This is a genomic window from Cohnella sp. GCM10020058 (assembly GCF_042683485.1).
Lineage (GTDB): Bacteria > Bacillota > Bacilli > Paenibacillales > Paenibacillaceae > Cohnella.
In genome coordinates, this window is the sequence record NZ_JBHUJV010000006.1 from 279,700 (window position 1) to 292,003 (window position 12,304).

At 61.4% G+C, this 12,304-nt stretch carries 9 protein-coding genes; 7 read left to right on the top strand and 2 right to left on the bottom strand.

The annotated features are described in order from the left end of the window. The first annotated feature begins 13 nt into the window (after positions 1 to 13). Genes iolD through iolB form a run of 6 tightly spaced genes read left to right on the top strand, consistent with a single transcriptional unit; the run spans position 14 to position 7,364 of the window. A complete protein-coding gene (gene iolD / locus ACFSR7_RS09740; protein ID WP_378161174.1) occupies positions 14 to 1,858 on the top strand; it encodes a 3D-(3,5/4)-trihydroxycyclohexane-1,2-dione acylhydrolase (decyclizing) in 1,845 nt (614 codons plus the stop codon). Positions 1,859 to 1,908: 50 nt separating this feature from the next. Beyond that, positions 1,909 to 2,838 carry a myo-inosose-2 dehydratase gene (gene iolE / locus ACFSR7_RS09745; protein ID WP_378160954.1) on the top strand — a complete coding sequence of 310 codons (930 nt, stop codon included), beginning with the start codon at positions 1,909 to 1,911 and terminating at the stop codon, positions 2,836 to 2,838. Positions 2,839 to 2,840: 2 nt separating this feature from the next. Next, entirely contained in the window at positions 2,841 to 3,854 is a 1,014-nt protein-coding gene (gene iolC, locus ACFSR7_RS09750) for a 5-dehydro-2-deoxygluconokinase (protein WP_378160956.1), read from the top strand. A 46-nt stretch (positions 3,855 to 3,900) separates the two neighbouring features. After that, positions 3,901 to 5,367, top strand: coding sequence for a CoA-acylating methylmalonate-semialdehyde dehydrogenase (locus ACFSR7_RS09755; protein WP_378160957.1), 1,467 nt, complete (start codon positions 3,901 to 3,903; stop codon positions 5,365 to 5,367). A gap of 16 nt (positions 5,368 to 5,383) precedes the next feature. Continuing rightward, positions 5,384 to 6,538, top strand: coding sequence for an inositol 2-dehydrogenase (gene iolG / locus ACFSR7_RS09760; protein ID WP_378160959.1), 1,155 nt, complete (start codon positions 5,384 to 5,386; stop codon positions 6,536 to 6,538). 22 nt (positions 6,539 to 6,560) lie between these two features. Then, a complete protein-coding gene (iolB, locus tag ACFSR7_RS09765; protein ID WP_378161176.1) occupies positions 6,561 to 7,364 on the top strand; it encodes a 5-deoxy-glucuronate isomerase in 804 nt (267 codons plus the stop codon). A gap of 410 nt (positions 7,365 to 7,774) precedes the next feature. Here the strand turns inward: iolB and ACFSR7_RS09770 are convergent, their stop codons facing one another. After that, a complete protein-coding gene (locus tag ACFSR7_RS09770; protein ID WP_378160961.1) occupies positions 7,775 to 9,526 on the bottom strand; it encodes a sensor histidine kinase in 1,752 nt (583 codons plus the stop codon). Beyond that, positions 9,523 to 11,106, bottom strand: a complete 1,584-nt coding sequence (locus ACFSR7_RS09775; protein WP_378160963.1) for a response regulator — start codon at positions 11,104 to 11,106, stop codon at positions 9,523 to 9,525. The genes ACFSR7_RS09770 and ACFSR7_RS09775 overlap by 4 nt, the downstream gene beginning before the upstream one ends. A 223-nt stretch (positions 11,107 to 11,329) precedes the next feature. Here ACFSR7_RS09775 and ACFSR7_RS09780 point away from each other — a divergent pair, with 223 nt between their 5' ends. Further along, positions 11,330 to 12,289 carry an ABC transporter permease gene (locus ACFSR7_RS09780; RefSeq protein WP_378160965.1) on the top strand — a complete coding sequence of 320 codons (960 nt, stop codon included), beginning with the start codon at positions 11,330 to 11,332 and terminating at the stop codon, positions 12,287 to 12,289. Positions 12,290 to 12,304 lie beyond the last annotated feature (15 nt).

The following is a 12,304-nucleotide window of genomic DNA, read 5'->3' on the forward strand; positions in this document are numbered from 1 at the left end:
CCTACGATTAACGATGGCCCAGGCGCTGCTGAAGTTTCTGGACAACCAATATATATCGGTAGACGGCGTAGAGACCAAGTTCGTGCAAGGCGTGATGGGCATCTTCGGCCACGGCAACGTGACAGGCATCGGCGAGGCGCTTGAGCGCAGCGCTGGCGAGCTTGTCTATATGCAGGGCAAAAACGAGCAGGGCATGGTTCACGCAGCTGCCGCCTATGCGAAGCAGAAAAATCGCCGGCAGATCTGGGCATGCACGTCGTCCATCGGCCCGGGTGCGCTGAACATGGTGACGGCCGCGGCAACAGCGACCGTCAACCGGATTCCGGTGCTGCTGCTGCCCGGCGACAACTTCGCCGGCCGCCAGCCGGACCCGGTGCTGCAGCAGCTGGAGGTGGCGTCCGACTACAACATCTCCGCGGCGGACGCCTTCAAGCCGGTCAGCCGCTACTGGGACCGGATCGTCCGGCCCGAGCAGCTCATGGCGGCAGCGCTGCAGGCGATGCGCGTGCTGACCGATCCCGCCGAGACGGGCGCGGTGACGCTGGCGCTGCCGCAGGACGTGCAGGCCGAGGCGTACGACTATCCGGACGAATTTTTCGCAAGGCGCGTGCACGTTGTCGACCGCCGTCCGCCGTCGGCTGCCGCGGCAGAGCGTGCGGCGACGCTGATCGCGGCAGCCAAGCGACCGCTCGTCATCGCGGGCGGCGGCGTGCATTACGCCGATGCGACGGCCGAGCTGGCCGCGTTCGCTGCGCGCTTCGGCATTCCCGTGGCGGAGACGCAGGCAGGCAAGAGCTCTCTGCCTTGGGATCATCCGCTCAACCTGGGCGCAATCGGCGTCACCGGCTCGCTCGCGGCGAACCGTGTTGCGGCCGAGGCCGATCTGATCATCGGCATCGGCACGCGGTACTCCGACTTCACGACGGCGTCCAAGCGGGCGTTCAGGGACGACGGCGTGAAGTTCGTGAACCTGAACGTGCAGGCCGCGGATGCGGCGAAGCTGGAAGGGACGGCGCTTGTTGCCGACGCGAAGGCGGGGCTGGCCGCTCTGAAGACTTCGTTGGATCAGGCCGGCTACCGCAGCGGATATGCCGAGGGCGAGCTCGCGGCGCTCAAGGCGGAGTGGGACCGGGAGGTCGATCGACTGTACGCGGCGGAGCATCCGGACGGCTTGTCCCAGACGCGTGCGCTCGGCGTCATCCAGGAGACCATCGATCCGACGTCGGTCGTCGTCTGCGCGGCGGGCAGCCTGCCCGGAGACCTGCATCGGCTGTGGCGTCCGGCGCAGCCCAAGACGTACCACATGGAATACGGATTTTCCTGCATGGGCTACGAAGTAGCGGGCGCGTTCGGCGCCGCGCTGGCTGAGCCCGAGCGCGAGGCGTACGCTTTCGTGGGCGACGGCAGCTACCTGATGATGCATTCGGAGCTGGTAACGAGCCTGCAGGAAGGCCGCAAGATTACGATTCTTCTTTTCGACAACCACGGCTTCCAATGCATTCACAACTTGCAGCGCGCGAACGGCAGCGACGGCTTCGGCAACGAATTCCGCTACCGCAGCGCCGATACGGGCCGCTTGACAGGAGCTCCGCTTCCCATCGACTTCGCCGCGCATGCTCGCAGCCTTGGCGCGGCCGCGTATACCGCGCGTACGCCGGAGGCGCTGCGCGAAGCGCTGACGCGCGCTAAGCGGGAGACGACGACCACGCTGATCGAGATTCCGGTCGTGCCCGGCACGAACACGGACGGCTACGAATCGTGGTGGCGCGTCGAGGTGCCGGAGGTGTCCGTCTCGGCCAAGGTCGGCGCGGCGCAGCGGGAGATGGCGGCGAGGACCGCGGAAGCGAAGCCTTACTAACTAAGCGAATAAGCGAAGCTTCATTAAATATAGAGGAAGAGGTGAGCCGCATGGCCGATCGGCCGTTTAATCTAGGCATCCACCCGATTAACTGGGTGGGCGAAGACGTGGCGGAGCACGGCGCGGACACGACCTTCGAGACCATCGTCGACGATATCGCGTCCCTCGGCCTGAAGGGAACGGAGATGGGGCGCATGTTTCCCAAGGATCCGGCCGTGCTGAAGCGGGAGCTCGATGCCAGGGGCATCCGGCTCGTGTCCCAGTGGAAGTCCGTGCTGTTCTCCGCTCCGGACTATCTCGAGCGGGAGCTCGAAGATTACCGCCGCCATGCGGCGTTTCTGGCCGAGTTCGGCAGCACGGTCATCAGCACGGCCGAAGTCGGAGGCTCCCTGCACTTCGATCCCCGGCGTTCGGCGAGGGAGAAGACGGTGCTGCGGCTGGACGAGGCGGGCTGGGACAGTCTCGCAAAAGGGCTGAATGCGGCCGGCGAGATTGCCAGGAGCTTCGGTATGAAGCTGGCGTACCACCACCACGGCGGCACGGTCGTCGAGCAGCCGGAGGAGATCGACGAGCTGCTCCGCCGGACCGATCCCGCGCTTGTCCATTTGCTGTACGACACGGGCCATGCCTTTTACGGCGGCTCCGATCCACTGGCGCTGCTGCGCAAGCATTACGACAGAGTCGCTTATATCCATCTGAAGGATATACGGCCGATGGTGCTCGCCGAAGCCAGAACGGAAGGCGCAGACTTTGTCTCCTGTATCCGCAAAGGCGTGTTCACCGTCCCCGGCGACGGCTGCATCGACTTCGAGCCGATCGTGCGCGAGTTGCTGGCGCGCGGCTATGGCGGCTGGGCGATGCTGGAGGGCGAGCAGGACCCGGCGCTCCACCAGCCCCGCGAATACGCGCACCGGGCGATCGTTTATCTCGATACGATCCTGGACCGGGTTCAAGGGACTGCCGACACAAGGGAGGCTTAACGATGGGAATCATCGATTTTAACGCGGCGAAAAAGCTCGACTTCGCGGCCATCGGCCGCCTGTGCATCGACCTCAACGCCAACGAGATCAACCGGCCGATGGAAGAGACGCTTACGTTCACCAAATACGTAGGCGGCTCCCCGGCCAATATTTGCATCGGCATGTCCCGTCTCGGCCTCGCCACCGGCTTCATCGGCAAGGTGGCGAACGACCAGATGGGCCGATTTATTACGCAATATCTCGCCAAGGAAGGGATCGACGCGTCGAGCGTGTCGATCGACCGGACGGGCGCGACGACGGGGCTTGCGTTCACCGAGATCAAGAGCCCGACCGACTGCAGTATCCTGATGTACCGCGACAACGCCGCCGATCTGCTGCTGGCGCCGGACGAAGTGAGCGAGGCTCTCGTCGCGGACGCCAAGATGCTGCTGATCTCCGGGACGGCGCTCGCGGCCAGTCCGTCGCGGGAAGCGGTGTTCCTCGCGCTCGACTACGCGAAGCGCCACGGCGCCGTCGTCGCGTTCGATCTCGACTACCGGCCCTATACGTGGCGCTCGGAACAGGAGACGGCCGTCTACTATAACCTCGCCGCAGAGAAATGCGACATCCTCCTCGGCACGCGCGAGGAGTTCGACATGATGGAGCGCTTCGAACGCAATCCGGACCGCGACGACCGCGTCACGGCATCCAAGTGGTTCTCGTACAGCGCGCAGCTCGTCGTCATCAAGCACGGCAAGGAAGGCTCCGTAGCCTATACGAAGGACGGGGCATCGCACACGGCCCGCAGCTTCCCGGCGAAGGTCGTCAAGACGTTCGGCGCCGGCGATTCGTATGCGGCGGGCTTCTTGTACGGACTGCTGCAAGGCTGGGAGGTCGAACGCTGCATGGAATTCGGAAGCGCGGCGGCCTGCATTGTGATCTCCAGCCACAGCTGCTCGGACGCGATGCCGACGACAGGCGCCGTCCACGACTATATCGAGCGCTGCAACCGCGGGGAAATTACCGCCAACAGCTAATTTACTAGAACCTATCAGATGGACATAGGAAAGGGGCAATCACGCCATGACGAATCGGATCGACGCCGCGGTGGAGACGCTGAGCAACCGGATCGGAGGCAAGCAGGTGCCGTCCGCCTCCGGGAAGGTAGAGCCGGTGTACAACCCGGCCACCGAAGAGGTGATCGCTTACGTCCCGCTGTCGAGCAAAGCGGACGTGGACGCGGCCGTTCAAGCGGCCGCGGAAGCCGGACGCGCCTGGGCCAAGACGGCGGTGCCGCGCCGCGCCCGGATCCTGTTCAAGTACCAGCAGCTGCTCGTCGAGCGCTGGGAGGAGCTGGCGAGGCTCATCACGCTCGAAAACGGCAAGAGCTATGCGGAAGCGCACGGCGAGGTGCAGCGCGGCATCGAGTGCGTGGAGTTCGCGGCCGGTGCGCCGACGCTTATGATGGGCAAGCAGCTGCCGGACATTGCGACCAATCTCGAATCGGGCATGTACCGCTACCCGGTCGGCGTTGCGGCGGGCATTACGCCGTTCAATTTCCCGATGATGGTGCCTTGCTGGATGTTCCCGCTCGCGATCGCCTGCGGCAACGCGTTCGTGCTCAAACCGTCCGAGCGCACGCCGCTCCTGGCGCAGCGTCTCGCCGAGCTGTTCGACGAAGCCGGGCTGCCGCCCGGCGTGCTGAACATCGTGCACGGCGCGCATGACGCGGTCAACGGCATCCTCGAGCATCCCGGCATCGCGGCCGTCTCGTTCGTCGGCTCGCAGCCGGTCGCCGAGTACGTGTACAAGACCGCTTCGGCCCACGGCAAACGCGTCCAGGCGCTCGCGGGCGCCAAAAACCACAGCATCGTCATGCCGGACGCCGACCTTGACGCGGCGGTCACGCAGATCGTCGCCGCCGCCTTCGGCTCCGCGGGCGAGCGCTGCATGGCCTGCTCCGTCGTCGTAGCCGTCGGCGACATCGGCGACGCGCTGGTGGAGAAGCTGAAGCAGGCGGCCAACGCGATCTCGATCGGCAACGGCATGGACGAGGGCGTATTCCTCGGCCCGGTTATCCGCGATTCGCACAAGGCGCGGACGCTCGGCTATATCGAAGCCGGCGAGCAGGAAGGCGCGAAGCTCGTGCGCGACGGACGCCGGGACGCCGCTTCGGATGGCAAGGGTTACTTCGTCGGGCCGACGATTTTCGACGACGTCGCCTGCGAGATGAAGATCTGGAAGGACGAGATTTTCGCGCCGGTGCTGGCCGTCATGCGCGCCGCCACGCTGGGCGAGGCGATCGAGATCGCCAACCGCTCCGAATTCGCGAATGGAGCCTGCCTGTTCACGGACAGCGGCAGCGCCGTGCGCCAATTCCGCGAGACGATCGACGCCGGCATGCTCGGCATCAATCTGGGCGTGCCCGCGCCGATGGCGTTCTTCCCGTTCTCGGGCTGGAAGAAGTCGTTCTACGGCGATCTTCATGCCAACGGGACCGACGGCGTCGAGTTCTATACGCGCAAAAAAATGGTGACGGCGCGGTGGTAAGCGGGAGTTTGAGCCAGTGCCAGGCTCGAAGCGCGAAGCTGCGATGGCAGCCTGGAAGACGAACCCGGAACGGCTTGTTCACGGAATCAGCAGGGAGGAACCTACGGTGAACAACACTTTAAAAACGATCGGCATCGGCGTTATCGGCGCCGGCCGCATCGGAAAGATCCATGCGGACAATCTGCTCCGCATGCCCGGGGTCAAGGTCGCGGCGATTGCGGACCCGTTCGCGGGCGACGCGCTCGAGGCTTGGGCCGCGGAGCGCGGCATCGCCCGGGTGACGGCCGATGCGAGCGAGCTTCTGACGGATCCCGCCGTCGAGGCGGTCGTCATCTGCTCGCCCACCGACACCCACGTCCCGCTGATCGTGGAAGCGGCGGCGAACGGCAAGGCGATTTTCTGCGAAAAACCGGTCAGCATGAGCGTCGAAGGCACGCGAGAGGCGCTGCGGGCGGTTGCGGCTGCGGGCGTGAGTCTGCAGATCGGCTTCAACCGTCGGTTCGACCATAACTTCCGGCGCGTGAAGGAGATCGTGGGCGAGGGACGCGTCGGCGAACCTCACCTGATCAAGATCACCTCCCGCGATCCGAGCCCGCCGCCGATCGAGTACGTCAAAGTTTCCGGCGGGCTGTTCATGGACATGGCGATCCACGACTTCGACATCGCCCGCTTCCTATCGGGCAGCGAGGTGGAGGAGGTGTTCGCGCAGGGCGCGGTGCTGGTCGATCCGTCCATCGGCGAAGCCGGCGACATCGACACGGCGATCACGACGCTGAAGTTCGCCAGCGGGGCGCTCGGCGTCATCGACAACAGCCGCAAGGCCGTCTACGGCTACGATCAGCGGGTCGAGGTGTTCGGCTCGGGCGGCAGCGTGTCGATCGGCAACGACTATCCGAATACGGCGGTCGTGAGCGGGATCGATGCGATCACGCGGGACAAGCCGCTGCATTTCTTCCTCGAGCGATACACGGAAGCATACCGGGACGAGATGCGCCAATTCGTCGACAGCGTGCGGTCCGGTCGGCCCGTGCCGGTGAGCGGGCAAGACGGTCTGCAGGCGGAGCTGATTGCCCTGGCGGCGAAGCGTTCGCTCGAGACGGGACGACCGGTCAAGCTGGCCGACCTGGAAACCCGGGCCGCAGATACTGCTGTTCCGGCTGTCGAGGCCTAAGAGAGGAGGAGAACGCATGGGGATGTCCGAGTTGATCGTACCTTCGCGCGCGGTTCCCGACGAGCGGGGCAGCGTGCTGTCTATCACGCCGGAGAGCGCCGGATGGACGTATGTCGGCTTCGAGGTGTTCCGGCTCGCGGCAGGAGACAAGCTCGGCCGGGAGACCGGCGGCCAAGAGGCGGCGCTCGTGCTGCTGTCCGGCCGCGCGGACGTGAGTGCCGGCGGACAGACTTGGCGGGACGTCGGCAAGCGCATGAACGTATTTGAGAAGACACCGCCTTATACCGTCTACGTGCCGTCGGGCAGCCAGTGGGACCTGGAGGCGTTGACCGACGTGGAGCTGGCGGTCTGCCTGGCGCCCGGCCAAGGCCGCCATCAGGCACGGCTAATCGCGCCGGACGACGTCGGCGTGGAGCACCGGGGGAGCGGCAGCATGTCGCGCCTCGTGCACAACATTCTACCGGAGAGCGAGCCGGCGGACAGCCTGCTCGTGGTCGAAGTGTTCACGCCGGCCGGACATTGGTCCAGCTATCCGCCGCACAAGCACGACCAAGACGACCTGCCGAACGAGTCGCTGCTGGAGGAAACCTACTACTTCCGCGTGCAGCCCGAACAGGGCTTCGCCGTGCAGCGCGTCTACACCGACGACCGCTCGCTCGACGAGACGCTCGCCGTCAAGGACCGCGAGGCGGTGCTCGTGCCCCGCGGCTACCACCCCGTATCCGCGCCGCCGGGCTACGACGTTTATTACCTGAACGTCATGGCCGGCCCGACGCGCACCTGGCGCTTCCACAACGACCCCGACCACGCCTGGCTGATGCGCTGACGCACATAAAACAAATAACTGCCAGACTGCAACCGCGCCGACCCGGCGCGGTTTCTTTTTTTGCTGGGGCAGCACCAATATCTCTCCCTCACAAGCATAATCGCAAACTGCGCGGGAGGCCGGCAGGCTGGAGCAAAGCGATAAGTGTTAAAAAGCATCTAATTTCGTTCATTTTCAATATGCGCGTCCATTAAGTGTTAAAAAGCAGTTATTCTCTCTCGTTTCGCTCGGTTGCGGCGTTCTGGGAGCAATTAACTGCTCTTCAACACTTATTTCTGTTTGAACGGGCAAGTCTTGCCGAAATAAATGCTTTTTGACAGCTATCTCGGCGGGGGTGAAGATGTGCAGGGCGTCGGCGGAACAGAGTTGATGTGCCGGGAATCCGCGGAATCGGAGTTGACGCTCCCCGCTTATTCTCCCCCGCCGCTCTGCATCGCCTGCTTGGGAATAACGACCCGCATGCAGGTTCCCCGGTCGACTTCGCTTTCGATCAGCAGTCCGTATTCGGCGCCGAACATGAGCTTGATTCTCTCATCTACGTTTTTCAGACCGTAGCCGGCGGTAGGCTGGGTGAGCAATTCGCTCAGTAGGCGCGGTTCGATCCCGGGCCCGTTGTCGCGAACGCTGAACTCGATCGTGTCCTCGCCGACGCGCAGGCTGATTTCCAGCAAGCCTTTGCCGTCCGTCTTTTTGTTGATGCCGTGCTTGACCGCATTTTCGACGAGCGGCTGCAGAATCAGGTTGATCGTGCCATAGTCGTATCCGGTCTCGTCCAGGTCGCAGACAACGTCGAAACGGTGGCCGCTGGTCATGAGGACGATGTCCACGTAGGACTTCATATTCTCGATCTCGTCGCGCACGGAGATCATGTTATCCCCGCGATTAAGCGCCGTTCGGTAAAATTTGGAGAGGCTCGTGACCATCCGACTGAGCTCGAGATCGTCGCTTTTCACGGCTTTCCAATTAATGAAGCTGAGGGTGTTGTAAAGGAAATGCGGCGTAATCTGCGACTTCAAGGCGCTCAGCTCGGCTTCCTTCTGCTTGATCTTGTTTTTGTAGCCTTCGTTGATCAGCTCGTTGATCCGCTGCAGCATATTGCCGAACCGGCGCGTCAGCTCGCCGATCTCGTCCATCGACGTGCTCTTGACTCTCAGCTCGAGCTCTCCTTCTTCGACGCGCCGCATCCAGTTGTTCAGCTTGTAGATCTGCCGAATCATCGATTTGGCGAACACCGCGATGATCACGATCAGAAAAAGCAAGCAAAGTCCCGCGACGATAAGCGTAGCCCGGACGATGCTGCCCGAATGCTGGGCCAGGTTGCGATAGGGAACGAGGCAATACAGCAGCCAGTCGGTCGCGGCGACGGGCTGCTTGATCAGGATCATATCGGCTCCGCCGATTTTCAGATGACCCTCCGGTCTGTTCACGATGCCGGCGAGCGTGCGCGTCATCTGTTCGTCCATGGTCTGATTGGCGTAGACCGTCGCTCCCGAGGCATCCACGAGGAACACCCACTGGTCCTTCATCGCGTCGGGCAGGCTTGCGAACAAATTGCGATTGTTCACGCGGATGTAGAGGACATTTTCGTCGCGCGCGCTTCCTGCCGCGCCGTTCGCATTGCTGGCCGGGCGCAGCTTCGGGAAGCGGCTCGCGAGGAACAGCTGGTTCGGGTCGTGGAACCACTGCGGCCGGTTGCCGTCCTGAAGCGCGGCATACCACGGCAAGTCTTCGATGCGTTCGATCCGATTGATGTAGTCGCCGTACTCGGGCATGTCGTTATTCGTATAGATGGTGAGCTGAAGCGTGTCCTTGTTGAGATTTAGCAGCATATTCAAATAAGGGTTCAAGAACTCCGTCAAGTCGTCGTACAGGTTGAACAAATCCAGGTAACGCTTGGATAAAATTTTTTGAATGATATCGTTGTACAAAACGAGGCTGGCCATCGTCTCGTACCGATCCATATTGGCGCGGATGCTTTCGGCGAAGATGCCCGCACTGCCGCGGAAATCGCCCATCGCCTGATCGTTCAGGAAATGCTTCGATTGATTGTAGGAATACGTTCCCAGGAACAAAATGGGGATCAAGCTGATAAACAAGTAGGATAACACGAGCTTTTGCCTGAACCTCAGCCGGTTTGCCGCATGCCGGATTCTGGCGATCATACACGGCCTTCCTCCCTGATTTGCGTGGGCGTTTTACCGTAATAGTTTTTGAGCAGCGAGCAAAAATACGGATAGTTGGCATAGCCCACTTCGGCGCCGATATCGATGATTTTGCGGTTGGTTTCTTGCAGCAGCTGTCTGGCCTTTTCCAGCCGGTGCATCGTCAGATACTTGATCAGGCTCAAGCCGGTCTGCTTGGCGAACAAGTGGCTTAGATAGCTCGGCGTCAGATAGACGCGTTCGGCGATGGTGTCGACCGACAAGTCGGTATGATATTCCCGCTCGATGATCTGAATGACCTCGTCCACGACTTTATGGTTCGCTTCCGGCGGGACCGCTTGATCCGAACGGGCGCCGCATTCCCTGAACAGGTCGAGCATCAATTGCCGCAGCTCCTTCAGCGCGGCCGTGCGGAAGATCGCTTCGAGCGTGCGCCGGAAGTAGTCGGAATCTCCTTTACGCATCGTCTGGAGGAGCGGGCGGATGATTTCGGAGCAGATGTATTTGACATAGATCACGGAAAAATGTCCGCCGTTCTTCAAATCGTCGAACAGCTTGACGAAGCGGACCTGCGCGACGTCCCACTCCTTGCGCGCCAAGCACTGGGAAATATCCGCGATCGCCCGCTCCGCAAACGCGGAAGATTGCAGCTGCGGCAGGGGGGCGTCGGTGAACAAGACGAAGCCTTCCTCGTAAAAAAACTTGCTCTCGAGCATGGTCTCCAATTTGCGGTATTCGGCTCTCATCTGCGCGAAGTCATGGAACGACCCGCTGCATACGATGCTCAGCTCCTTGCCGTATTGCTGCTTGAACCAGCGCAGCAAATTCCCGCACATCCGCGACAGCGATCGCTCCGTCTCCGCGGCGTGCGCTTCCACGAGCACGAGCGCCTGATATTCGTTCAGGATCATGACGGAGCCTTCGCCTTCCAGTCGATCGCCTACCAGCGCCTCGAATCCGGCGTCGACCGTATCGAAGAACCGCAGTCGCGCATCCAGCATCAAGAAGCGATACGAGCGATCGTCGGAAACGCCGGGACCGGCGAACAAACGGTGCAATCGCAGCAGCTCGCCGTGGACGTTTTCCTCAGACGCAGCCTCGTTTTCCCCCTCGCTCATGAGATCGGCCAGCAGCGTGATTTTCTCCGACTGAATACCGCGGCGGTACACCTGCTGAAGCCGGGATTGCCGTTCCGACTCCCGCCGTTCCTCCGCGCACAGATTGATCGCTTGATGAAGCACTTTCACGAAGCTCTCGACTTCGACGGGCTTCAGGACGTATTGAACGGCCTTCAGGTCGATCGCCTGCTGCGCATATTCGAATTGTCCGTAGGCGCTCAGAATGACGATTTTGACATTCGGCTGCAGGTCCCGCGCTTGCCGTGCCAGCTGCAGGCCGTCCATCCCGTGCATCCGGATGTCGGTCAGCAGAATATCGACGGCGTGCGCCTTCATATAGGCGAGTGCTTCTTCGCCGTTCTCCGCTTCGGCAATCGAAAGATCCAGACCGAACTTGCGAATGAGAAATACGACGCCGTCACGTTCGAAGTGCTCATCGTCGACGATCAGGATGCGGAACATGGCCAGCCTTCTTTCCGTTGCAGGTTAGCGTAAGCGCTTTAATCGATTATTGCTTACCTGGAGAAAGGGCGTCAAGCGGTATGAGGCAGCGTCTGCCAACAACGAAAAAAACTGAAATGAATCGAAGAAATGAGAACGATACAAAGCCACTCCGGCTTGCTAATATTACTCATGCAAGGCACAAGCAAATGGCGTTCGGCAAGCGCTGGAGAGGAAGCGAGCGATGCAGGCAACCAGAATAGAGTCTGCGATTCAGACCCGGGCGAGCGGTCGGGCAAAGGGACGGTTCAATAAGTTTAAGCAATACCGGGTGTTGTTTTTGATGCTCATACCTGGCTTTATCTTCTTGCTGGTATTTAATTACGTTCCCATGTACGGGCTGGTGCTCGCCTTCAAGGAGTTCCGCATTACCTCGGGCATCCTGGACAGTCCCTGGGTCGGCCTGAAGCACTTTCACAAGGTGTTCGACGATCCGCACTTTTACGTCGTACTCAAAAACACGATTTTGATCAGTGTCTACAAGCTCATCTTCGGCTTCCCGGCGCCGATCGCATTCGCGCTTTTGCTGAACGAATTGAAGCGCCCGCTTGTCCGCAAATGGGTGCAGACGGTGTCGTACTTGCCGCATTTTATTTCCTGGATCGTGCTTGCGGGCATCTTCACGACGCTGTTCTCGCTCGACGGACCCGTCAATGCCCTCGTCAAGGCGTTCGGTCATGCGCCTGTTGTATTTATGGCCGACGAGCGATACTTCAGAAGCATTCTGGTCGGCACCTCGGTTTTCCAAAGCTTCGGCTGGAGCTCGATTATTTTTCTGGCCGCGATTGCAGGCATCGATCCGCAGCTTCACGAGGCGGCGATCATGGACGGGGCCGGCCGCTTCAGGCGCATGATTCAGATTACGCTGCCGATGCTGGCGCCCGTCATCTCCATCATGCTCATTCTCTCGATGGGAACGATTCTGGATGCCGGCTTCGATCAGATCTTTAATATGTACAACTCGCAGGTGTACGGCGTTGCCGACGTGATCGACACCTATGTGTACCGGCTGGGGCTCATTAAAGCGGATTACAGCTATTCCACGGCGGTCGGCATGTTCAAATCGGTGGTGGCGTTGATCTTGCTGCTCGGCGTCAATCGCTTGGTCAAGACCCTGGGGGGCAACGAGCACACGCTCTGGTAGTTGGATCGAACGAGA